Annotated in this window: 19 protein-coding genes, 2 tRNA genes and 2 rRNA genes; 7 read left to right on the plus strand and 16 right to left on the minus strand. The window is 62.7% G+C overall.

The annotated features are described in order from the left end of the window. Positions 1–97: 97 nt before the first annotated feature. From KAK11_RS15025 to rrf, 4 genes are all read left to right on the plus strand, one after another. Positions 98–174, plus strand: a tRNA-Ile gene (locus KAK11_RS15025). A gap of 16 nt (positions 175–190) precedes the next feature. Further along, positions 191–266: transfer RNA gene (locus KAK11_RS15030), tRNA-Ala, on the plus strand. A gap of 319 nt (positions 267–585) precedes the next feature. Beyond that, positions 586–3,460 (plus strand): 23S ribosomal RNA (locus tag KAK11_RS15035). A 115-nt stretch (positions 3,461–3,575) separates the two neighbouring features. Further along, a 5S ribosomal RNA gene (gene rrf, locus KAK11_RS15040) occupies positions 3,576–3,688 on the plus strand. Positions 3,689–3,772: 84 nt separating this feature from the next. Here rrf and KAK11_RS15045 read toward each other — a convergent pair. The 7 genes from KAK11_RS15045 to KAK11_RS15075 form a co-directional block, all read right to left on the minus strand. Continuing rightward, complete coding sequence (locus tag KAK11_RS15045; protein ID WP_210810014.1) at positions 3,773–4,696, minus strand: hypothetical protein; 924 nt, start codon at positions 4,694–4,696, stop codon at positions 3,773–3,775. 326 nt (positions 4,697–5,022) lie between these two features. Then, on the minus strand, positions 5,023–5,367 hold the full coding sequence (locus tag KAK11_RS15050) for a hypothetical protein (RefSeq protein ID WP_210810015.1): 345 nt from the start codon (positions 5,365–5,367) through the stop codon (positions 5,023–5,025). Beyond that, positions 5,364–6,716: a cytochrome P450 gene (locus KAK11_RS15055; RefSeq protein ID WP_246498976.1), complete on the minus strand. Its 1,353-nt coding sequence runs from the start codon at positions 6,714–6,716 to the stop codon at positions 5,364–5,366. Before KAK11_RS15055 ends, KAK11_RS15050 begins: the two co-directional genes overlap by 4 nt. A gap of 52 nt (positions 6,717–6,768) precedes the next feature. Next, the gene (locus KAK11_RS15060) at positions 6,769–7,962 is read right to left on the minus strand and encodes a hypothetical protein (protein ID WP_210810017.1); all 1,194 of its coding nucleotides are present in this window, start codon (positions 7,960–7,962) and stop codon (positions 6,769–6,771) included. 38 nt (positions 7,963–8,000) lie between these two features. Next, positions 8,001–8,957: an MBL fold metallo-hydrolase gene (locus KAK11_RS15065; RefSeq protein WP_310737811.1), complete on the minus strand. Its 957-nt coding sequence runs from the start codon at positions 8,955–8,957 to the stop codon at positions 8,001–8,003. Then, positions 8,954–10,663 carry a long-chain-fatty-acid--CoA ligase gene (locus KAK11_RS15070; RefSeq protein ID WP_210810018.1) on the minus strand — a complete coding sequence of 570 codons (1,710 nt, stop codon included), beginning with the start codon at positions 10,661–10,663 and terminating at the stop codon, positions 8,954–8,956. The genes KAK11_RS15065 and KAK11_RS15070 overlap by 4 nt, the downstream gene beginning before the upstream one ends. A gap of 93 nt (positions 10,664–10,756) precedes the next feature. After that, complete coding sequence (locus KAK11_RS15075) at positions 10,757–11,452, minus strand: DUF8198 family protein (protein WP_210810019.1); 696 nt, start codon at positions 11,450–11,452, stop codon at positions 10,757–10,759. Between the two features lie 116 nt (positions 11,453–11,568). Here KAK11_RS15075 and KAK11_RS15080 point away from each other — a divergent pair, with 116 nt between their 5' ends. The 3 genes from KAK11_RS15080 to KAK11_RS15090 are packed head-to-tail and all read left to right on the plus strand — an operon-like array spanning position 11,569 to position 14,706. After that, a complete protein-coding gene (locus KAK11_RS15080) occupies positions 11,569–12,075 on the plus strand; it encodes a hypothetical protein (protein ID WP_210810020.1) in 507 nt (168 codons plus the stop codon). A gap of 13 nt (positions 12,076–12,088) precedes the next feature. Next, positions 12,089–13,753: a GMC family oxidoreductase gene (locus KAK11_RS15085; RefSeq protein WP_210810022.1), complete on the plus strand. Its 1,665-nt coding sequence runs from the start codon at positions 12,089–12,091 to the stop codon at positions 13,751–13,753. 26 nt (positions 13,754–13,779) lie between these two features. Next, positions 13,780–14,706 (plus strand): esterase/lipase family protein, encoded by a 927-nt coding sequence (locus KAK11_RS15090; protein WP_310737812.1) that lies wholly within the window; start codon positions 13,780–13,782, stop codon positions 14,704–14,706. A 532-nt stretch (positions 14,707–15,238) separates the two neighbouring features. Here KAK11_RS15090 and KAK11_RS15095 read toward each other — a convergent pair. The 9 genes from KAK11_RS15095 to KAK11_RS15135 form a co-directional block, all read right to left on the minus strand. Beyond that, the gene (locus tag KAK11_RS15095; protein ID WP_210810024.1) at positions 15,239–16,084 is read right to left on the minus strand and encodes an HDOD domain-containing protein; all 846 of its coding nucleotides are present in this window, start codon (positions 16,082–16,084) and stop codon (positions 15,239–15,241) included. A gap of 74 nt (positions 16,085–16,158) precedes the next feature. Then, entirely contained in the window at positions 16,159–16,347 is a 189-nt protein-coding gene (locus KAK11_RS15100; protein WP_210810025.1) for a hypothetical protein, read from the minus strand. Positions 16,348–16,458: 111 nt separating this feature from the next. Further along, on the minus strand, positions 16,459–16,629 hold the full coding sequence (locus KAK11_RS15105) for a hypothetical protein (protein WP_210810026.1): 171 nt from the start codon (positions 16,627–16,629) through the stop codon (positions 16,459–16,461). 403 nt (positions 16,630–17,032) lie between these two features. Then, complete coding sequence (locus KAK11_RS15110) at positions 17,033–17,623, minus strand: hypothetical protein (protein WP_210810027.1); 591 nt, start codon at positions 17,621–17,623, stop codon at positions 17,033–17,035. Between the two features lie 310 nt (positions 17,624–17,933). Next, positions 17,934–18,944, minus strand: a complete 1,011-nt coding sequence (locus KAK11_RS15115) for a DUF1513 domain-containing protein (protein ID WP_210810028.1) — start codon at positions 18,942–18,944, stop codon at positions 17,934–17,936. A gap of 34 nt (positions 18,945–18,978) precedes the next feature. Beyond that, entirely contained in the window at positions 18,979–20,037 is a 1,059-nt protein-coding gene (locus tag KAK11_RS15120; protein ID WP_210810029.1) for an imelysin family protein, read from the minus strand. Beyond that, positions 20,034–21,455, minus strand: coding sequence for a di-heme oxidoreductase family protein (locus tag KAK11_RS15125; protein WP_210810031.1), 1,422 nt, complete (start codon positions 21,453–21,455; stop codon positions 20,034–20,036). The genes KAK11_RS15120 and KAK11_RS15125 overlap by 4 nt, the downstream gene beginning before the upstream one ends. A gap of 5 nt (positions 21,456–21,460) precedes the next feature. Then, the gene (locus tag KAK11_RS15130; RefSeq protein ID WP_210810032.1) at positions 21,461–22,657 is read right to left on the minus strand and encodes an imelysin family protein; all 1,197 of its coding nucleotides are present in this window, start codon (positions 22,655–22,657) and stop codon (positions 21,461–21,463) included. Beyond that, entirely contained in the window at positions 22,650–23,753 is a 1,104-nt protein-coding gene (locus KAK11_RS15135) for an alpha-hydroxy acid oxidase (protein WP_210810033.1), read from the minus strand. Before KAK11_RS15135 ends, KAK11_RS15130 begins: the two co-directional genes overlap by 8 nt. Positions 23,754–23,759 lie beyond the last annotated feature (6 nt).

Here is a 23,759-nt window from a genome sequence, read left to right on the forward strand (position 1 = left end):
AAACAAGCAACAGTGAAAGCGTGTAGCCTGGTGAGCGTCAAGATGGCACGAGCCTGAGCGGACGCGAAGACGGGCCCGACACGCGTCCGAGATGCGTGGGTCTGTAGCTCAGTCGGTTAGAGCACCGTCTTGATAAGGCGGGGGTCGTTGGTTCGAATCCAACCAGACCCACCACCAAATTGGGAATCTTGGGGGATTAGCTCAGCTGGGAGAGCACCTGCTTTGCAAGCAGGGGGTCGTCGGTTCGATCCCGTCATCCTCCACCACTTCACTGTAGAGCTTGCGAGAGCAAACCAAAGCATCCACTTGATGAGTCAGGTGGTTTTTTGGTTTGCCTTCGACAAGAAGGCTTAGTTCTTTAAAAATTTATAGAGTCGAATCTGTTGTCGACGGAAAGTTGATCGGGGGTAAAGGCCCGAGAGACACCGTGCCGTCGGCAACTAATGATTGCGTCACCAGATACTTCAACTCTAAATACAGAGTTAGAAGACGGCATAACGCGAAATACTCAATGTTGATTCCGGTAGTCACCGGGATTGACACAGTCCTTGACGACGCCTTAAGCATTGGGCGTCAAAGTTATAGGGTCAAGTGACTAAGTGCATGTGGTGGATGCCTTGGCGATTACAGGCGACGAAGGACGTGATAGCCTGCGATAAGCTTCGGGGAGCTGGCAAATTAGCTTTGATCCGGAGATTTCCGAATGGGGAAACCCACCCTTAGGGGTATCGCAATCTGAATACATAGGGTTGCGAGGCGAACCGGGTGAACTGAAACATCTCAGTAGCTCGAGGAAAAGACATCAACCGAGATTCCGAAAGTAGTGGCGAGCGAAATCGGAACAGCCTGTGCTCTTTAGCATTACTCTTATCAGAACGGTCTGGAAAGTCCGGCCACAGCGGGTGATAGCCCCGTATGGAAAAAGAGTTTTGTGGAACTAAGTGCACGACAAGTAGGGCGGGACACGTGAAATCCTGTCTGAATATGGGGGGACCATCCTCCAAGGCTAAATACTCGTAATCGACCGATAGTGAACTAGTACCGTGAGGGAAAGGCGAAAAGAACCCCGGGAGGGGAGTGAAATAGATCCTGAAACCGCATGCATACAAAAAGTAGGAGCCCGAAAGGGTGACTGCGTACCTTTTGTATAATGGGTCAGCGACTTACATTCAGTGGCAAGCTTAACCGAATAGGGAAGGCGAAGGGAAACCGAGTCCGAATAGGGCGTCTAGTCGCTGGGTGTAGACCCGAAACCAGGTGATCTATCCATGGCCAGGATGAAGGTGCGGTAACACGCACTGGAGGTCCGAACCGACTAGTGTTGCAAAACTAGCGGATGAGCTGTGGATAGGGGTGAAAGGCTAAACAAACCTGGAGATAGCTGGTTCTCTCCGAAAACTATTTAGGTAGTGCCTCAAGTATTACCATCGGGGGTAGAGCACTGTTATGGCTAGGGGGTCATGGCGACTTACCAAACCATTGCAAACTCCGAATACCGATGAGTACAGCTTGGGAGACAGAGCACCGGGTGCTAACGTCCGGACTCAAGAGGGAAACAACCCAGACCGCCAGCTAAGGTCCCCAAAATTGGCTAAGTGGGAAACGAAGTGGGAAGGCTAAAACAGTCAGGATGTTGGCTTAGAAGCAGCCACCATTTAAAGAAAGCGTAATAGCTCACTGATCGAGTCGTCCTGCGCGGAAGATGTAACGGGGCTAAGCCAGTTACCGAAGCTGCGGATGCATAGCAATATGCGTGGTAGGAGAGCGTTCTGTAAGCCTGCGAAGGTGGATCGTGAGGTCTGCTGGAGGTATCAGAAGTGCGAATGCTGACATGAGTAGCGTTAAAGGGGGTGAAAAGCCCCCTCGCCGTAAGCGCAAGGTTTCCTACGCAACGTTCATCGGCGTAGGGTGAGTCGGCCCCTAAGGCGAGGCAGAGATGCGTAGCTGATGGGAAACAGGTCAATATTCCTGTACCGATCTATAGTGCGATGTGGGGACGGAGAAGGTTAGCTCAGCCAACTGTTGGATATGTTGGTTCAAGCCCGTAGTCATGCCCGGTAGGCAAATCCGCCGGGATTAGATGAGAGGTGATAACGAGTCTGCTTGCAGACGAAGTGAGTGATACCCTGCTTCCAGGAAAAGCCACTAAGCTTCAGCTATAGACGACCGTACCGCAAACCGACACTGGTGCGCGTGATGAGTATTCTCAGGCGCTTGAGAGAACTCTGGAGAAGGAACTCGGCAAATTGACACCGTAACTTCGGAAGAAGGTGTGCCTTTAGTAGGTGAACCATTTACTTGGGGAGCCCAATGAGGCCGCAGAGAATCGGTGGCTGCGACTGTTTATTAAAAACACAGCACTCTGCAAAGACGAAAGTCGACGTATAGGGTGTGACGCCTGCCCGGTGCTGGAAGATTAATTGATGGGGTGCAAGCTCTTGATCGAAGTCCCAGTAAACGGCGGCCGTAACTATAACGGTCCTAAGGTAGCGAAATTCCTTGTCGGGTAAGTTCCGACCTGCACGAATGGCGTAACGATGGCCACACTGTCTCCTCCAGAGACTCAGCGAAGTTGAAATGTTTGTGATGATGCAATCTCCCCGCGGAAAGACGGAAAGACCCCATGAACCTTTACTGTAGCTTTACATTGGACTTTGAACAGATCTGTGTAGGATAGGTGGGAGGCTTTGAAGTAGGGACGCTAGTTTCTATGGAGCCAACGTTGAAATACCACCCTGGTGTGTTTGAGGTTCTAACCTTGTCCCGTTATCCGGGATGGGGACAGTGTATGGTGGGCAGTTTGACTGGGGCGGTCTCCTCCCAAAGTGTAACGGAGGAGTTCGAAGGTACGCTAAATACGGTCGGAAATCGTGTTGATAGTGCATTGGCATAAGCGTGCTTGACTGCGAGACTGACAAGTCGAGCAGGTACGAAAGTAGGACAAAGTGATCCGGTGGTTCTGTATGGAAGGGCCATCGCTCAACGGATAAAAGGTACTCTGGGGATAACAGGCTGATACCGCCCAAGAGTTCATATCGACGGCGGTGTTTGGCACCTCGATGTCGGCTCATCTCATCCTGGGGCTGTAGCCGGTCCCAAGGGTATGGCTGTTCGCCATTTAAAGAGGTACGTGAGCTGGGTTTAAAACGTCGTGAGACAGTTTGGTCCCTATCTTCCGTGGGCGCTGCAAGATTGAGAGAGCCTGCTCCTAGTACGAGAGGACCGGAGTGGACGCACCGCTGGTGTATCGGTTGTCATGCCAATGGCATTGCCGAGTAGCTAAGTGCGGAAGAGATAACCGCTGAAAGCATCTAAGCGGGAAACTCGTCTCAAGATGAGTCTTGCCGGGGCCTTGAGCCCCCTGAAGAGTCGTTCGAGACCAGGACGTTGATAGGCTGGGTGTGGAAGCGCAGTAATGCGTTAAGCTAACCAGTACTAATTGCTCGTGAGGCTTGACCCTATAACTTTGACGCACAGTCAAAGCGATGTTATGCCATAATCTGGCTACGCAATCATTAATGATTCGACTCTATAAATCAGTTTAGTTACCTCAAATAACTAAACTAAAGTTTAAGCCTGATGACCATAGCGAGTTGGTCCCACTCCTTCCCATCCCGAACAGGACAGTGAAACGACTCAGCGCCGATGATAGTGCGGATTCCCGTGTGAAAGTAGGACATCGTCAGGCTAATATCCCAAAAAGGGCATCGTCGTTGACGGTGCCCTTTTTCTATTGCGCGGCGGTTAGGCCCCCTCCGCGGGGATGGTCGTATCACCAACTGAATCGCTTGAAGTTGTTAATACTTTTGAGGTGCTGCGTCGTTTGCTGGAGCGTCTGGGGACCACATACCCATTGGAAGAAGTCGTAGTGCTTGGGTTTGGGGAAGGCCATCAGGTACTGAAAGTGGCAGCGCAATTTATCAGCCTTCAGCGCTTGATATCGGCCGCTATCCATCTGTTCGGCATAGCGAGGGGATAGGCGCTTGACGTTCTCCGAGTGGGCATCGCTGTCATGCGGGCTCGCGCAAGGGTCTGTCAGTGCAAAGCAGCATGCATCAGGTGGAGCGCTCACATCAATCCAGGTCAGTGATTTACTCTGACCCAGATGTTTGAGCGCTACGCGAAAGGACTTGGCTTCGGGCTGATGGCTCAGTACCGGGATGCACTGGCCGAGTGTGAGCAAACTGACTGCCTTGCGGGTCTTCTGGGTTCGCTCTAGCCGATCTATGGCGCGTGACAATGCAGCCACGGCTGCAATGCAGCCTGAGCTGTGTGCGACGACCTGGACCTCATCATCGTCGCCACTGGCCATGCGGTTGGCTATCACTTCCGACCAGAGCGAGATGCGCCCATCGATCTCCGGCGCTTGGCCGCGTGCATAGCGCAGCAAACTGGCTGTGCTGCGCATCAACCAGCCCCCTTGCCCGTAGCGCCACCCTCTTGGCAGCATCAGGGCCGCACCAAGCGCAAGGGCTGCGCCGAGCCCATAGCTCACTTGAATTGGCGCGCTTGGTGTCGCAGCCGCGCTCATCGCCCAAAGCAGGCTGAGTGCCGTGACCGCACTGAAGATACCCACCAGCCCTACCAGGGAAGGCAAAGCCAGCGTCAGTCCCGCCACCCAACTGAGCCGGCACATGCTGAGCCATGAACCATTGCCGAGCAGCCCTAGGGTGGCGCTGACTGTGACATGCGCCAAGCGGACAGGCCCTCGTGGCCAATGTTGGCGGACGAGATCGTCCCACCGCAAAAACTGGTAGCGCGTCTCAACAGTCTGACCGCTGTGCCCGGTATACGTGACGTCCCATGAAGAAACGTGTGGGCCTGCAGAGGTCCTCGGTCCAATGCAGAGCTCATAGTCCGTGACCGCGGACTGTGCGGCCGCCTGTTCGCAGAACAGACGGTGATAGTGGCCGGGGCCTTGCGGGTCAAAGCCTGCGATGTAAAAGACAGTGCGCCTTTTCACCGCCGGCTGTGGCGGACCGATATCTGGCTGGACCTCAGGCGCGGACTCAGACATCGAGCTCAGAAAATGGTTTGCTTGTGCAGACCCTTGGCCAGCATCAAGTCGACCAAGGGCTGTTCTCGCTTATTCGCGCGTTGGCAATGGCCGCGTTGGAAAAAATCGGTGACCCGAATCACCACCTTGGCCCAGCGCTTCTCCCGCGCACGCCAAGCGTGCGACGACACGGACTCCCAGGCATAGCCATTGAAGAGGGTGGCATTGACGAAGTGATCCAAGGCGCGAACGCCAGCCCGGCCTCGGGCTGTCGAGCCGGCAAGGCCGACGACCACCAGCAAAAGGTAGCCCGCAATGGCCATGGGCACGATCGCAGACATCAGCAAAAAGCCGGCGAGCCTTTCCTTCATGACAAGGCCTCTCTCCGACTGAGCGCCAACCAGATGCCATTCCCCGACCGGATCGTCAGTCGGCCCACTGGCTTGGGCACATGACCGGGCACGGGCGCGACGACGAAATGCTTTGCCATCGTCGCCAAGATCAATGCAGCTTCTTGCTGCGCAAACGCCGCACCAATGCAAACGCGAGGTCCCATGCCGAAGGGCAGATAGCCGACGCGACTCGATTCCTGAGCGCTGGGTTGGTCGGCTGCGCTGTCGGACTCGTAGCGATCAGGGTCGAACTCATCCGGCCGCGCCCAGAGTTGGCGGTGCCGCTGAATCAACCAGGGCGACACCACCACCGTGGCCGCAGCCTTAAGGGTCTTGTCCCGCATGACGCAAGGCCCAGCCGCCTGCCGCGCCAGGAAGCCCACCGGCGGGAAAAGCCGCAACGTCTCCTTAAAGACATTCCGACACAGCACGAGGGCGCGCAAATCAGACGGATCGCACGACTCATCCGGCAAGCCGACCTCCGCTTCATCATGCATGCGCTCTTGAATGTCCGGGCTCTGAGCCATCAGATGCAAGGACCAGGAGAGGGCGCTCGCCGAGGTCTCGTGCCCGGCCAAGAACAGCATCGCTACTTGATCCACCAACTCCTCAAAGCTGAATCCCTCTCCGGTCTGCGGGTCTCGCGCAGCCAGCAGATAGCTGAGGAGGTCCACCGGGCCCGCCGAAGGGTCTCCCGCCCGCGAGGCCTCGTAGCGAGGCTTGATCAGCTTCACCAGCAAGGCTCGAATCTCGACGGCCGCGGCTTCGCTCTTGGCCCTGCCTCGCCAAGGCCGCCACCAACGCAGCCCGAACAGCGCCGGCAAGACCATCTTAGGCGCCAACGCCTGGTACCGCGAAAAGGCCTCAAACACCTTGGTCGCGTCCCCCGCCTCCAGAGGCTGGGAGAGGATGGTGCGCAAGATGATGTCGGCGGCCACATGGGTCATCTCCGCCTCCATGTCGATGAAGCTTGGGCCCTGGCCACGGGCGCGCAGCCGCGCCACCATCGCTTGTGCGGCTGCCTGCATATGCCCATAGACGTGGCGCACGCGGGCCGCTTCAAAAGCCGGCTCCATCAGCGCGCGTTGCTGACGCCATTGCTCACCATGGGTGGTGAAAATGCTATCCCCCAGCAAGGGGCGCAAGGCCTGACCCAGCAGGTCACTCTTAGGGAATGCGTCGGCCTCTGACACCAAGACGCGCTTCACCAAGCTCGGTTCATTGACCATGTAGAGATCAAGTCCCGGCAGATGAAGCTCGCCCATCTTCATCGTGTAGCTACGGACATACAAGCCGTCCAGCCAGGAGTGCTGTTTGCTGAAAAACATCCGCCACCAAGGCGGCCTGCGCTCAACGGGCGCTGGGTAGTGAGGGCAGAACTTAGGCGCGACCATGAGTCTGTTCGATGGAAGGAGCAAGCGCTGATCCCGATGCATGATGCAACTGCCAATGAGCCCGCAAGGTCAGCGGCCCTGCCGTCAAGCGGACATAGTCGTAAGCACCAGGGCGCGTGGAAGACCGAAGATATTGCATGTGCATCGACAGCCGGTTGCGCTTCACGACCTCATAGGCTGCTGGGTCCATGATCGCATGGAAGCGTGGCGAACCTTGCCAAGTGGTCGCGGCGCCTGGCACCAGCCACGGGCCGACGCGATGGAAGGCGGCCCAGTCCCCGGGCGCTGAATAATCGAGCCAGGTCAATGGTGCATGCGCCACCACGAGGGCCAAGTCTCGCCGAAAAGCGCTGGCTGACGAAAAGAACGCAACCGCCGGCGTGCAATGCCCCAGGGTGAGGCAGCTCACGCGCGGGCCGTCTTGCCCCAACCATGGTGCACGCTCCAGCACGCGCGCCAACACACTGGCGGCCACGATGGAGCCGGTGCTGTGGCCCACAATCAACACCTCTTGGCAAAGCTGATCGGGGTCGCGTCTAGCGGCCTCCGCCGCAGCCACCACAGCGTCTGCCATGTCGGAGACTCTGGCGTCTAACTCCGGCACACGTCCGGCGGCTTGGAGATGGCTGAAGCCATACAGCCGCACCAGCCACTCTGAATCCAGACGCGTCTCCACCTGACGCCACGCGAACAGCCAAAGACAGGGGGCCAGCAGCCAAATCCAGGTCGACCAAGCAGGAAGCAACTTGGCCGCGACAAATGCAGACAAGGCGCACATCAGCGCCACACCCAAGGCAATCAGCAAGGGGAACATGCCCAGGAGCCAGGTGTCTTTGGCGACCGGCCATACGCGTCCAAACAGGCCTTGCCGCGTGCCGCCCACGTAGTAGCGCCAATACGCGCCCAAGGCATGCCAGAGGTCACGGTGCCAATGCTGGCGCACGATATCGTCCCAGGCCAGCACCGTGAACCGGGTGTCATGGCCGCCAGAGCGCCCACTCCAGCGCACATCCCAAAACTGCTGCCAGGAGCTGACTTGGCGCAAAGGCCCGACGGCGACCGTCTCCTGATCGGCGCTCAGGCAGCGATGCTTGGCCGCGCCGCGATACAAGCGGTGATAGTGACGAGGACTCTTGGGATCAAATCCCCCCACAAAGAAAACGAGCCGATGCCACTGCATCCCTGCATTGTGGCCGAGGCCTGTCTCCAAACTGCCCCCTAATTGCTCAGCACCGACAACACTGATTCCGAGCGCCGAACATGGCCGCCGTCCACCAAGCCCGCCACAAGCTCGGCGCTCCACCGAACCAGCGCGGTCGGATCGCCGTGACCCAAATGTCGCGCCATGGTGCGATAGAGCGGTGTGCCCATCAGCCACTGCTGCAATGCGGCCTCACTGATCTGCTCCACCTCCATCAGATGGAACATCAGCAAGGCCCGGGCCGCGTGCAGCACATGCCGCTCGGGCTTGCGCTCGAACACTTCCAGCCGCTCACGGCTGGCCGCCAGGGCTGCCGCCACATCCTCAAACACCGCACCGTGGCCCGGCACCACCAGCGTGGGGGCTAAGCGCTCAATGAGATCCAGCGTGGCACGAGTGGCGCTGAAGCCAGGGCCGCCTTCCAGCTCGGGAAAGATGATGGCCAATCGCTGCTCCCAGAGCGCGTCCCCCGCAATCAAAGTGCGGCTCTGTGGCTCGAACAGCATCACGGCGTCCATATCGTGCCCAGGGGCTGCGTGGACTTGCCAGCGGCCTGCGCCCAGTTCAATCTCATCCCCGGCAGCCAACGCGCCCTGCACCGCAAAGCGCTCGCAAAACTGACCGACGGCGTCGTAGCTCAAGCGCGAACGGTCCCACTGCGAGGCCGCTGCCCAGTGACCGATGGGAACCATCGTGGCCAACTCTGGATAGCGCGCCTGCAGCAGACGGTTCCCCCCGCAGTGGTCCGAGTGCAGGTGGGTGTTGAGCAAACGCGCCAAGGGCTGGCCGTCCAGCACATGCTCCAGCAAGGCCAGGGTCATGGGCGCATGCCGGGCATAGCCGCTGTCCACCAGGCTGGCGGGCACCGCGCCCTCCGCGCGAAAGACAGCCTGGTTCGACGACAACCAATCCCGCTGCAAGACCGTCAAACCCAAGGAGGCCAACACCCCGGCCGCGCCGGGGCTGGCTGTCACGCCGCGACGGTGCTGCGCAATTCGCGACGCAGCACCTTGCCGACATTGGACTTCGGCAACTCATCGCGGAACTCCACGTACTTAGGCCGCTTGTAAGCCGTGAAGTTGTCGCGGCAATAGGCCACGATGTCTTCCTCGTCCAGGCCCATGTCCTTGCGCACCACATAGAGCTTGACCGCTTCTCCCGAGCGCGCATCGGGCACGCCCACCGCCGCGCATTCCAGCACGCCCGGATGGAGGTTGACGACTTGCTCGATCTCGGTCGGGTAGACGTTGAAGCCCGAGACCAAAATCATGTCCTTCTTGCGGTCCACGATGCGGACATAGCCGCGCTCATCCATGATGCCAATGTCGCCGCTCTTGAAATAGCCATCCGGCGTCATCACCAGGGCTGTTTCGTCAGGCCGCTGCCAATAGCCCGCCATCACCTGTGGGCCTCGGATGCAAATCTCCCCGGTCTGGCCCAAGGGCACATCGCGTCCTTCATCGTCACGAATGGCGATGTCGGTGGAGGGAATGGGCAGCCCAATCGTGCCGCTGAACTCGGTCACATCCAAGCGGTTGCTGGTGGCTACAGGCGAGGTCTCTGACAAACCATAGCCTTCGACCACCGGGCAGCCGGTGATCTTCAGCCAGCGCTCTGCCGTGGCTTGCTGCACGGCCATACCGCCGCCGTTGGAGACCACCAGCTCCGAGAAATCCAGCCGCGCAAACTCCGGTTCATTGGCCAAGGCGTTGAAGAGCGTGTTGACCGCCGGGAACATATTGATGCGGTACTGCGCCAGGGTTCGGATCAGGCCGGTAATGTCACGCGGGTTGGGGATCAGCAGATTGGTCATGCCCAAGCGGGCACCCATCATGTAGCAGATGGTTAACGCAAAGATGTGGTAGAGCGGAAGCGCGCAAACCACGGTCAATGGCTTGTCCCCCAGCTTGTCCAACATGGGCTTGAACCACGCTTCGGTTTGCACAATATTGGCCACCACATTGCGATGCAGCAGGGTCGCGCCTTTGCTCACGCCTGTGGTGCCGCCGGTGTACTGCAAGAAGGCCACGTCCTCGGGCCCCAGCGGCACCGGCCTCAAGCTCATGCCCCGGCCCGCCTCCAGTGCGGCATTGAAGCGCGTCACACTGCAGTTGCCGTCCAGCGGCAGGCGGAACTCCGGCACCATCTTGGCCAGGTGGCGCACGGCAAAGTTCATCCATTGCCCCCACCAGAAGTTCAGCTGATCGCCCATGGCCGCCAACACCACATGCTCAATCGCGGTGGCATCGATGACCTCTTCCAGCGTGTGGGCAAAGTTCTCGAGCACCACGATGGCCCGTGCGCCGGAGTCTTTGAGCTGGTGTTCCAACTCGCGCGCGGTGTAGAGCGGGTTGACGTTGACCACCACGCAGCCGGCACGCAAGATCGCGCCAATGGCAATCATGTACTGCGGCAGGTTGGGCATCATCACCGCCACCCGGTCGCCACGCTGCAGGCCCTTGGATTGCAGCCAGGCCGCCAAGGCCGCCGAGCGCTCGTCCAGTTGGGCAAAGCTCATGCGCGCATCCATGCAGATGGAGGCTGTGCGCTGCGGGTGGCGCCGCCAAGCCGCTTCCAAGAGGCTCACCAAGGAGCTGTGCTCGGAGACATCGACGGTGGCAGGGACAGAGGGCGGATAGTGGGCCAGCCAAGGCTTGGCGTCAGTGGGCGAAGTTGACACGTTCAAAGATCCAGACGCGTTGATGACCAAACCCCATCGTCGGTGCGCAGCTAAGGCAACGCAACAGGGCTTGTCCCAACTCCGCGCGAGAAATCAAGGCGGCGTTGTCGCACTGGAGACACCGTCGAACAACTGCGTCATCAATTGACCTTCACGCGCCTCGATTTGTGCCAGAAACTGGTCGGCGCGTCCCATGGTGGCAAAAGCCTCAAAGCCCCGCTCCAGGAAGTTCTGCAGGGCTTCCAGACCCGCAGCTCGGGCGGGGCCGCGCATCAGGCGCAGGCTGTGGCGCAGCAGGGGCTTGCGTGTCAGCCGCTCCAGGCGACGACCCAAGGCCAGGGCCATCTCCAACTGCGCAAAACGCTGTTCACGGCACCCCGTGTTGCGCCAGCAATCGCCATAGCCCCCAGCGTGGATAGGGCCATCAGCAAGCTGGCTCGCCATTTGAGAATCCAGCGACTCGGACAAGGCGTGCAGGGCGGCCAAGGCCTCTACGGTCTCGACGACCTCCGCGGGAAACAGCTTGACCAGGGCCGGGACGATGCGTGCGAACTGCGCATCGCGTTGCGCAAAGTCCTGCGGGCCATACAGGTCCTCCAAAAAGAATCGTGCGGCCGCCCCATAGCGTGCATCGCGCAGCAGATCATCGTGGGTGCGCGCAAAGCGAGCCTGTTGCCAAGCCTTCAGTGCGTTGACTTTCCGGGCCAAGTCAGGGTCTTGGCTGCGCCTCTGGCGCTCTGCGTCAACAGCCATCAAATGGGCCAAGATAGAGGTGGCGGCTTGGGACATGGCGTCATCCTAGCCTGCCTTTCCGCACGGGCGAATGAGTTGTGCGCCTCTTCTTGCGCTCGCCTTAGTGCAGCGGCTCTAGGCTCCGCAGCAGCTTTGATGCAACACTGCGCGCCATGCAACGACGCACTCTACTCAAGCTTGGCGTAGGCGCCGGCGTGGCCGTGGCGCTGGCGGGCTGGGGGGCGGCTGTGTGGCGGCCGGGTTGGGTCGATGGGCGCCTGTCCGCCGACGCTAAGCCGATGTGGTCTGCCGTGGCTCGTGCGGTGCTGGAGGGCGTCTTGCCCTCAGACCCGGGCGTACAGCGCTTGGCCCTGGAGCATCACTTGGCGCGCCTTGAGGGCGCCATCGCAGGCTTGGCGCCCGCCACCCGCACCGAGCTCTCAGAGCTGATGGCCCTGCTGGGCACAGCGCCGGGGCGCTTGGCCTTGACGGGCTTGTCGGAGCCCTGGGCGCAAGCCACGGTGCCTGACATTCAAGCGGCGCTTCAAGCGATGCGCGTGTCCGACAGCGACACCCGTCAGCAGGTCTATCACGCCCTGAGAGACCTCACCAACGCGGCATGGTTTGCCGACGCAGGCGCCTGGGTAGCCTTGGGCTATCCCGGCCCCGTGGCGATCTGAAAGGCCGAATCCCATGGCAGATGGACTCCCGCTGACTCACCAAGCCTTGCCCGCGGCGCAGCGCGGCGGCGTGCCCGACCCCATCTTGGCGGGCCTCGCGCGCGGCTGGAAGGTCAAGGGCGGGCCCCACGGCGCCTTGCCGGCACAGCTCCATTGCGATGTGGTCATCATTGGCACCGGGGCGGGCGGGGGCATCACGGCCGAGCTGCTGACGAAGGCGGGCCTGTCCGTGGTAATGGTCGAGGAAGGCCCCCTGAAGTCGAGCAGCGACTTCAAGCAACTGGAGTCCGAGGCCTACCCATCCCTGTACCAAGAGAGTGCTGGGCGCAAGACGGCGGACAAGGCGATCACGATCTTGCAGGGGCGCTGCGTCGGCGGCTCGACCACCGTCAATTGGACAAGCTCATTCAGAACACCCGTCGATACGCTTCGACATTGGGGGCTGCACTTCGGCTTGTCGGACTTCACCCCCGAGGCGATGGCCCCGTGGTTTGAGCAGGCCGAGCAGCGCTTGAACATCGGTGACTGGCTGACGCCACCCAATGAGAACAACGAGCTGTTGCGGCGGGGGGCACAGAAGCTGGGCATTGAGGCTTCGGCCATTCGCCGCAACGTTAAAGGCTGTTGGAACCTGGGCTCGTGCGGCATGGGCTGCCCCACCAATGCCAAGCAATCCATGCTGGTCACCACCGTGCCTGCCGCTCTGGATGCGGGTGCACTGTTGCTGGTGCAAACCCGGGCCGAACGGCTGCAGATGGCCGGCCAAAAGGTGGAGTCCTTGCTGTGCCATCCGATCAAGCCGGACGGAACGCCGGACGCCAACTCGCCATGCCGCATCGTCGCCAAGCATGTGGTGGTGGCAGCCGGGGCCATCAACTCACCTGCGCTGTTGATGCGCTCAGCCTTGCCCGACCCGCATCAGCGCTTGGGCAAACGCACCTTTTTGCACCCCGTGGTGATGTCTGCGGGCACCTTCGGCCAAAAGGTTGAGGGCTGGCAAGGCGCACCGCAGACCATTTACAGCGACCACTTTTTGCATACGCAGGCCATCGACGGGCCCATGGGGTACAAGCTGGAAGCGCCGCCCATGCACCCCCTCATCTTTTCGTCAACCTTGGCGGGGTTTGGCATGGCGCAGACGGAAACTTTGCGTCAGTTCCCCCACATTCACACCTTGTTGGCCCTGCTGCGCGATGGCTTTCATGAGCAGTCACCCGGAGGGCAGGTTCGCTTGCGCAGCGATGGCTCGCCTGAGCTGCATTACCCGCTCAATGACTTCGTGATGGACGGGGCACGGCGCGCGTTGATGAGCATGGTCGAGATTCAGTTCGCCGCCGGGGCGCAGCAGGTGCAGGTGATTCATGAGCAATCTCCCGTGATGCGCTCTTGGGCTGAAGCCCAGGCGGTGCTGAAGTCGCTGCCCATGGTGCCCTTGAAGACGCGTGTGGTCAGTGCCCATGTGATGGGCGGCTGCGGTCTTTCAGGCACGGAGATGGGGGGCGTGACGCGCCCTGACGGCGTGCACTGGCAGGTCGAGAATCTCTCGATTCACGACGGCTCTTTGTTCCCAACCAGCGTGGGTGCCAATCCGCAGCTCAGCATCTATGGTTTGACAAACCGTCTGGCGACAGGCCTGGCCCAGCGCTTAGGAGGGCGTCCCGTGCGCCTCGTGGCCTGATGCTGGCTCGCCTACAAGTTGCACTGGTGCTCGTTTGGTTGCTGGCCGTGGCCTGGGGCCTGCATTGGGCCTTGCAGCTCCACGCCAGCGTGCTGCGTGCTCTCGGGGTCGTGGCCTTGGCTGTGACATGGCATGCACTGTGGTTGGCGCTGACGTTTGCGCTCATGAGCTGGCGCAATCGTCCCGATGCAGCCCCCAAGCCCAGCCGGGAAGAATGCTTGCGGGCCTGGTGGGGTGAGGTCTTGGCGGCCCCCAGGGTTTTCGCCTGGCAACAACCGTTTCGCTCCCGTGCCTTGCCGGATGACTTGGCTGGTGCGTCAGCATCCGAGACCGACGCTCCCAAAGTCGGCGTGGTGTTGGTGCACGGCTTTGTATGCAACCGCGGCCTGTGGAACCCTTGGATGAAGCGGCTGCGCGCTCAAGGGGTACCTTACCTTGCGGTTAACTTGGAGCCGGTCTTCGGTGTGATTGATGACTACACCACCGTCATTGAAGAAGCCGTGCAGCGTGTCACCGAAGCGACGGGCTGCGCGCCGGTCATCGTGGCCCACAGCATGGGCGGCTTGGCGGTGCGGGCCTGGTTGCGGCGCTATCAGGCTGATGACCGTGTTGCCAGCGTTGTCACTATCGGCACGCCGCATCAAGGCACTTGGCTGGCCTATTGGGGCTCGACCCCCAATGCTCGGCAGATGAAACCTGGTGGTGTTTGGCTCACGCACTTGGCGGCCGACGAACCAGCGTCAAGAGCGCGTCGCTTTGTATGCTGTTTCAGTCACTGTGACAACATCGTCTTCCCCGCCATGACCGCCGTACTGCCAGGTGCGCGAGCGGTACTGGTCCGGGCTGCGGCGCATGTGGACATGGTAGGCCGCTCCGAGGTGTTCAACGAAGTCCTCGTCGCGATCAAGGCGGCGCAGGCTGTTGCACAAAGCACCGGAGCGCGTCAGGCCTGAGAGGCAGCTCCACAGTGGCAGCGTGATGAGCCAGCACAACAGGCGGGCGTCTCCCGCCTCGCCCTTGAGCACGTTCAGCGCCCACAAGGTCAAACCGGCGATGACCAGTGCAACGCTCAACCACAGTGCCAGCGGCGCTGAACGGCCTTGCCAGACCTGTTGCAGGGCGCGAGAGGCGCAAAACCACGAGACGCCCGCATACAAAAACGCAGCGCACGCAGTGCCGACCAGTGAGCCTTCCGTCATGGCGGCTAGCGGGTCTACAGAAGGAAGGTGAGGCAGGCCGCAGGCCGTGGCCAGGGCCATGGCGATAAACAGGGCCAATGCACTGCGACGCCGCAGTTCTGGAGTCATCGAGGGTACTGCACAAGTTGATCCAGCTTGAAGTTTCGATCAAGCAGGCCTATCTTGCCTATCACCCTGATGGGGGTGTCCTCAGACCGGTGCGGTGCTGGATTCTGGCGGCTCCAAGCGGCTTGCACTGATCGACTTCCGCGCCGCGGGCCAGTGCGGCAGAGCGGCTGTTGAAGCCTCAGCGTTCGATGTCGTGCAAGAGGCTCAGGGTGGGCTCTGGCCCCAGATTCAGCAAGTGGCTGATGTCGGTGACATCGTCTGGGATGGCGGGGTTGTCCCAACCCTGGGAGGTATGTCTCGCAATGCGAATGGCCAACAGAACATTGCGGACTTGGCTGGCTTCAGCGTGGCTGTCGTCGGTGATGCGAATCAGCAACTCAGGGAGATGCCAATCGACCATCAGCGCATGTTGGATTTCAGCCAGGGTCACGCCCAGCAGCTCTCTTTGCACCGTGTTGCTGCGCAGCGTGGGGTCTTGGCGCTGGCGCTGTTGAATCTGCAGCGCCAACTCGGGCGCATGCAGCCACAGCAGCATTTCTGCAAAGTCATGCAGCAAGGCAGCTTCGTGGATCACCGGTGCGTCATGGTCGCCTCGGTGGGCTGCGAAGGCCATGGCAAAGCGGGCTGCGCGGCGGGCCCGCCGCAGCACTGCGGTCAAGCCGGCGCGCGCCTCAGGCTGACCATGTAAGTGCTCTTCGATCGTGGGCTGCGGGCCAAACGTTCTGAAAAAGGGCGTGATGCCGATCAAGACCACCGCTTCTCGGGCGGTTTCTACGTCGGTGGTGCGCCGTTCGCGATGCACGGTGGCGGAATAGGCCAGCAGCTTCAGGGTCATCAAGGGGTCTGCCGAGACCACGTCCGCGATCATGCGGGCATCGACATCGTCTTCCATGTCCCGCAAGTCTTCTAGGTTCGCCGCCGTTCGACGCAGAACGGGCAATTCAACCAAGCGGAAGTAACGCATCCAGCCCGCCAGGTCGTGCGGATAGCGGGGGGCGTCAGTGGGGGCGGGCGCAATGTTCATGGCAGAGAGATGGCGAGGACAACCCCCGCCATCTCTCTATCGGCGCTCAAGCGTTGGAACTTGAGCCGCAGCCATCACAGGCGCTTGACACCCACATGGCCGACCAGTTCGCCATTCACGTACAAGGCGCCTTCCGGTGCGCCGGCTTCGGCATGGAATTCCCACAGGGGGTCCGTTTGGGCGGCCGGGCGGCGCGCGGTGATGGCCCAATGTCTGGCCTTGCGCCAAGCCCAGGCGCATGCGCGCGCCATGGCTTTGGCCATGCTGTGTCGCCTTCCGTGCGGCCACACGGCGTGGGCGCTGATCAGAGTTCTCGTCATTTTTTCGTCTCCCAGGTCGGCGTCGGGGGTTTCAAGCCCGTACGCTGGGTGGATTCAGGGGCTGCGGTGTTGCCGCAAATCGAGCTGTCGCAATTCGCTGTGGAGCGCACGTTGGGCGCTTTGGCGTCCTGCGGTGGTGCTGCGGCGGTGTGAGCCGGCTCGGCGCTGGAGGCTGGCGGCCACCAGGGGGTTACGCGGCTTGAGCGTGGGCAGGCGGAAGGTCATGAAGGGCTCCTTGAGCAAAGGTGCCGACGTTTGGCCATGCAGCGGCCAAGCCAGGGTCGGCTGTCAAAACACGTTCAGAAGGTGCGCCGGGCCTGAGACCGGCTTGCCCTGAGGGGCAAAGCCGTCAGCCCAGTGCGGACGAGGCCGTTGAAGTGATCAGGGGCTGCATCTCCACCACGGCCGGGGTGTCAACACAGCAGAGTGACAACAAGGACATCAGCTGGCGCTGGTGAGGTGGAGGGCCAAAGTGGCTAAAAGCGACCTTGGGGCGGAGAGTCGACATGATAAACAAAAGATTATCTTGCGCAAGCAAAATTTATCATTTGAGCAACAACAAGCGCCTGCTTGGTGGCGCGCTCCGCCTCAATGCGCGCCACAGCAGCAAGGAATGCCCCGGCTGACTTCAGCGCTTGGACTTCAAAGGCGCGATGCCCCGCTGCATTTGCTGCCACAGCGCCTGGTCTGCATCGGGTGCAGGGGCCGCAGGGCTGGCACCCGGCGCTGCGCCCGCCGCTGCCGGGCGCATTGCGCCTCCACGGTTCATGGCAGGCAGAGGAGCCTCTTTGCCCGGCGCTTCCAGCACATCACCCAGCAAGTTCAGCAAAGCCTTCTTGGCCCGGGTGGGATGGCGTCTGTAGTAAGTGAGCACCAACCCCACAATGAAGCGTTCGTCGTCATCTTGGGGCAGGGGTGGAGCTTCTTGTGCTTCTGCGGCGGCGGCGTTAGGTGTGGCGCTGTGGACCTGATCCATCCAGCCGGCCGGCTTATGGCAGCACTGCTCAAACTGCCGCGCCAGACGCTCGCCAATCTGCCGAGAACGCCCTTTGATCTGGCTCCAATAGCTGGGCTGGATTTGCAAACGCTCGGCAAAGCGGCCTTCGAGGCCCCGCAGCGTGGCCGCGTCGGCATGTTTGGCGGTTAAACGGACGAACTCATCGAACAAAGAGAGCGCGTTTTCGAGGCGAATGGCGGCCACGTCGCGGGGTGCTTGCATGGGAGCGATGATAAAGCCGCACGATGCCTGAGCCGGCTCTTATGGTTGTTCCCCTGTCACCGCCCGCGGCGGACATGGCAGCATCGCACCCCGAGCCGCCTGCAGTTTGGGCGGTGACACAAGGGTCGCCTATGCTTTGGCCGATGCGCCTCTCAACTCAATGGCAAGGACTGCGCCGTGCGCTGCGCTATGCGGCAGCCGTGGTGCTGGCATTTGCTGTCACCGCGTCCCTGCCCTTGGTAATCTAAGGCCTGTGAGCACCGCGGCAAGTGGACGCTTGGTGAGCCCCCTTGGCGTCAGTCAAGAGGCGCTAACCGAGGTGGTTGTCCCAGGCCTTGACCTGTGCGCTTGGGGTGGCTGATGGGGCTTGTGGTGTCTGCCACGTTTGGCCTGCCGCCCAGCCTGGGCTCAAGGCGCCGGCTTGGGGCCAGGCGGTCACGGAGCGCCGCTGCCCGGTCAGATCCCAGCGCGCCAAGGCGCCCAAGGGGGCTGGGGGCAGCCCCGCGCGGCTGGCGCTGACGACAAAGCCTTCTGCGTCGGCCGCAATATCACCCCCGTAACCGCCCAGTCCTGGGTGTGCTTCGGCCAACCGCAGCGCCTGGCCATCGAACAGCGCGAGCAGGGGCGCGTCAAGCCGCGCTGCGGCCTCCGGGTGTTCTGCCTGCAGCGCAATGCCAATGCGCCCGCTGGCGTGACGGGCCAAATGTCGCAGCGAAAGGTGTCGGTCGGGCAGCGTCCAAGCGCCCTGAAGCGCGCCGTCGCGCAGGGACAGCCGCACCAGCGAGGACTGCAAGCCAGTGCTTGCGCGGCTCACGCCAGCCGGGGGCGCGCCGCCATTGGCCACCAGCACATGCCCGGGCCCGTCCAGCAGGGCCATGTGGGGGTCCAGCCCGCCGGTGGGCCAAGCTGCTTGCTCGGCCAAGCTCTGCCGGTCTCGTGCCACCAGCCAGCCTTGCCCATGGTTGGCATCTTGCTCGATGGTGTAGATCAGCTCGGCTTTGGCGGGCACGAGCGCATGGCCGCCCAAGACCCTGACGCCGCTGAGCCAATGCCATTGCGGAGGCCGGGCCTGCTGCGGATGCCAACGCAGCAGCCATTCCCCAGGGCGGCGCGCCACCACCAAGACGCTGCCATCGGCCTCCAGCGTCAGGCCGTGGGCGCGTGTCGGTAGCGCTTGAGCGGCCAGCACGCGCAGTGACGCATCACTGTCCGCCTGCAGCAGGCCCACCCAATGTCGGCCGTCATGGCCATCCCAGGCGGCGACGCAACGGGGCTGTGCGCCATCGTTCGCAGAGGCCCAAGCGGTGCATGGCCCAAGCATGGTCGCTCCCAGAGCGGCCAGGTAGCGGCGTCGATCAAGACCCGTCGCCATCGGAGAATCCCATGGTCACCTTGAGTGCGGGTGCAACCTGGGTGTTCAAGAGCTGCCCCAGTTGATTGAGACAAGCTGCGGCGGCCAGCAAGGCTTTGGGCTCCTGGCCTTGCTTCAGCGCTTGGTCGCACCGCAACACTTGGGTGCGCCATGCGGTGGCTGCTGCAGGGTTGGCGGCGTGCCGCAGTTGCTGCTCGATAGACAGCTTGTTGGGCAGCAGCGCCAAATCGCGCAGGGTTTGCCAGCGCAGCTCGCGCTCAGCGGCGGCCCCGTCGCTGTAGGGCCGCGGCCAGGGCGAGAACGGCGGCTTGGACTCCAACACCTTGAGCGGCCGCTCGATGCCGCCCACCCACAGCTTGTTCAAGCCAGATTGCCATTGGTTGACGAACTCCTCGTACTCCAACACCACGGCCTCTGCATGGCGGCGCTGCACAGCCTGGGCCTTGATCAGCGGATGCAACTCGGTGATCTCGCGCAGCCATTCACCGCTGGTCGATTGAAGATAAGGGCAGAGCGGCACGCCCTCCAAGGCCGACTCCGGCGCAAACAGCATCCACTCCAAGGCGCCCAAGCCTTTGGAGGCGGGGCCGACCTTGTCGATCACTTTGGCGCCGTCGCGCTCCTGCTGCATGGCTTTGCGGATCAGCTCCGGCACCGGATGCCGGCTGTCCAACAGGCGCAGGGCATAGCGCTCGCGCATCGGCCCGCCATCTACCGTCATCAGCCGCGTCCAGGGGGCCAAAACTTTGCGCCAAGCCTCTTGGGCGGCGCCTCGGCTGCCGGGCTTGCGGCAATAGGCGGTGGTCGCCGCATGCAAGGCCTTGGAGGACGCGAGCACTTGGTCTGCATGCGGCCCGTAGTGCTGGCTCCAGAGGTGCTGGAGGTACTCCTTGCGGCTGGCCAAGGTCTTGGCGTCCCAAGCCTGCGCCACGGAGGCTTGGCCGGGCCCGGGCGGCTGGCGAAAACTGGGCTGTGCCAGGCTCGCAACGCTTGCGCACAAGCCCAGCATTCCTGCCGCGCACCAGTGCCACACCTTGTTCATAGCGACTCCACAAATCGGACCAAGGCTTCGCGCTCGCTGCGGCTCATGGCCAGCACGGCACGCCGAGCCTCCTCGGCCTCTCCGCCATGCCACAGCACAGCTTCCAGCACACCCCGCGCACGGCCATCATGCAGCAAGCGCTGGTGGCCGTTCACTTCCTTGATCAAACCAATGCCCCACAGCGGCGGCGTGCGCCACTGGCGCCCATTGGCCAGGTGGTCTGGGCGGTCGTCGGCCAAGCCTTCGCCCATGTCGTGCAGCAACAAATCGGTGTAGGGCCAGATGCGCTGCCCCGCCACACTGCGCGGCGACAAGCGCGGAAACGGCGGCTGGCCGGTGATATAGCTGGGGCGGTGGCATTGGGCGCACTGCGCTTGCTCGAACAGCCGCTGTCCCAAGCGCACGGTCTCGTTAGTCGGCTCGCGCCAAGCCGCCGGGGCCAGCGCCGCTTGGTAGAGCACCACTTCGCCCAAGGTGTGGTCATCAATCTCGTGGGCCGAGCCTTTGGCGCCTTTGGGGGCGGCCAGGCAATCGGCTTGCTTGGGCATGCAGGCCTCGCGCGCAAAGTGGCGCGAGGTGATGCCCAAGTCCCCTTGAAAAGCCGCCGCCGTTTGGTGGGCCAGCGAGGCGGCATTGGCCTTCCAGCCAAAGCGCCCGACTTTCATCGCCCCGGCGAAAGGGTCCCACACCTGGTTGAGTTGGCCCTTGATCGGGCCGGGCTGGGCCGCTTGGCGCGCCACGTTCTGGCGCAACTCGGCCTCTGGGATGGCTTCGAGCAGCCCCACCCCGGCCAATTGCGGCGCAATGCGCGGGCCGATCATCGTGCCTTCCGCCAATGGGCCATAGGCGAGGTCGGCGATGCTGTAGTGCGGCTTGAGCAAGGTGTAGGGCGTGCCGTCGGCAAAGCTGCCCTTGACCTCGCTGTAGCTCAGCACGACCCGCCCTTCCGGCTTGACCCCTTGCACAGCCATGGTGTTGAGTTGTTCGCCATAGCTGGGCTCCCACACGGGCGCGCCGTGCCGCCCGACCCCGGGCACCGACAAGCGCAGGAGCAAGGCGGCGCTCGGCGTCAGAGCCTCCGGGGTGAGGCCCTGGTCAAAGTCGTGCGGCGCTCCCCGGCCATCTTGGATATGGCAGCCGCCGCAGGAGCGGGCCAGGAAATGCGGACCCAGGCCGTCGCGCCCGGTGGTGGAGGCTGGCGCTTCCACCCAGTTGCGCCTGAAGAACGAGTTGCCCACCGCAAAGCGGGTGCGCTCGGCCTCGGTCAGCGTGGCCAAAGGCATGGAAAACGCATTGCGGCCGCGGACCTCAACCGTCGTTGCGCCGCCGCTGTTGAGCGCTGGCGCCTGGGCCGAGAGCGGCAGCCCCAGGCCCATCAACGCCGCCACCGCCACTGCCCCCAAGACCGCCGCGCGCATCGGGCTCAGCCCTTTTGAAGGTGTTGCAGCCCCAAGCCCTGCGCTGCGCGCGCCAGGTCGCGCGCCTGTGCACTCAGGCTGTCTGCCAAGGCCTTGAGCCGAGCGCGACCGGCCTTGTTGCTGGCGCGGATTTGCTGGTCAAACGGGGCCGGTATGGCCTGCGCCAAGCGCAGAGACTGCCGCATCTGCCGGTCGATGCGCTGGGCCAACTTGGCATCGACGCGTTCGATGACCCGCTGCAGGCCCGGGCCTTGCAGCACACTGCCGTCTGCCCGTTGATAGCGCCCTTGCCAGACATTGAGCAGCCCTTGCGCGTTGGCTACCACGTCGTGGTGGGTGGTGTCGGAGAAGCAGGAGTGCTCATCCTCTTGCTGGCGGCTGGCCAGGGCCACTTCAATGCGCTCCCCCGCCAACTCGCCCCGCGACAGCGTGCCCACCCCGATGATGATCTTGCGAACCGACTCCAAGCCGCCGCGCTCAAAGGCCGCGCGATAGTTGTCGGCGCCCGGTGCCCAAGCGTCCAGCACGCTGCGCAGGTCGTCCAGCAGCAGCGCCATCATCACCGTCAGGGCTTGGCGTCGCCGCGCTGCATGTGGCGCTTTGCCGTCGATGAAATCTTCAGGCGGACGCTGGCCGGGGCCGTCGTCACGCTCGTCTTGTCCCCAGAGCAAAAACTCAATCGCATGCCAACCCGTGGCGATGTTTTCTTCGCCTTGGCGCTCATTCAAGGCCGTGAGGGTGGCCTTATCCAGCGTGATGCTGGGGTTGTTGATGAAGCCCGACCCGGGGCGCCCGGCCACGCTGTCGATATAGGCCTCGTCCAGCGGCCAGGCGTTGATGCGCGGCTCCGGGCCGTCCTCGGCGTCGATGGGGCCGCCGTAAAAGCGATAGGCCTCGGTTTGCCCATAAGTTTGCCGCGCTCGTATCCAGGCTTCACGCGCTGCGGCCAAGCTGCTGGCGCTGGGGGCGGCCACCAAAGCCTCAATGCGCTGGCTCAGCACCTGCGCCAAGGCCAGGCTGTCGGCATAGCTGGCGTGCACCAGTGTGGCGTGGTGCTTGACCACCTCCGTCAGCAAGGCCTCAAGGTGTGCCGGCGCGGCAGCCGGTGTGGCCCAAGCCGGTGTCAGGCCTGTCAGCGCGATCGCGCTCAGCAGGCTGCGGCGGCGCAGGCCTCGGGGCGGTGAATACTGGGGATCAGGCATAGAGGCTATTGTCAGCGGGTGGCGGCACCAAGTGGCTGGTGTGGATATCAGCGATGGAGGCACAAGCGCACAGGGCCAGCGCGGCTGACAGCTCGTCGCGCAGCAAGCGGATCATGCGCGCGACCCCCAGCGCGCCATCGCAGGCCAGGGCGTGCACTTGGGGGCGGCCCAGCAGCACGGCATCGGCGCCCAAGGCCAAGGCCTTGAAGACATCGGTGCCGCGCCGAATGCCGCCGTCCACCAGCAAAGGAAAGCCGGGCGGCACGGCGGCCCGCACCTGGGGCAGCGCCCAGGCCGTGCTGACGGTGGTGTCCAGGGTGCGGCCGCCGTGGTTGGAGACGATGAGCCCTGCCACGCCCAGCGCGACGGCGCGGGCCGCATCGGCGGGGTGCAGCACGCCCTTGAGCCACAGCGGTAGTCCGAGCGCCGCGCAGGCGGCTTGCAGCGCCGCCACATCGTCCCAGCGCACGGCCTGCGCCAGCAAGTCCGCCAAGCCGAGGGGGGCGGGGTGGGCGGGCAGGTTCACCGCGCGAATGCCCTCTGGCAGCACAAAGCCGGCACGGCGTTCGGCATCGCGCACGCCATGCACCGGGGCGTCCACCGTCAACACCACGGCCTGAAAGCCACAGGCTTGAGCGCGCTGCACCAGGCTCAAGCTGCGCGCCAGGTTGCCCTGCCAGTAAAGCTGGAACCACAGCGGGCCGGCGTCCGGCTCGGCCGCAAAGATGTCGGCCACGGCTTCCATGGGCGTGCTGGACTGCGAAGACAAAACCATGCCCGCGCCTTGCGCTGCCGCCGCCAGCGCGGTGGCCCGCTCGCCGTCCGGGTGGGCCAACTGTTGAAAGGCCACGGGCGCCAGAAAGAGCGGGTGCGCCATGGCTCGCCCCGCCACCGTGCATGCGGTCTGCTGCAGCGCGCCAGGGCGCAAGTCATTCAGCACCCGCGGCCACAAGCGCAGCGCTTGCCAGCTCTGCTGGTTGGCGCTGGCCGTGTCGCCGTCGGCGGCGCTGCCGTTCAGATAAGCCCAGTGGGCCGCAGGCAGCGTGCGAAAGGCGTGAGACTCGAAGTCCCGCAAATTGAAAGCAGCCACGGGCATCAGGGG

This window comes from Ideonella paludis, assembly GCF_018069865.1.
GTDB classification, from domain to species: Bacteria; Pseudomonadota; Gammaproteobacteria; order Burkholderiales; family Burkholderiaceae_C; genus Ideonella; species Ideonella paludis.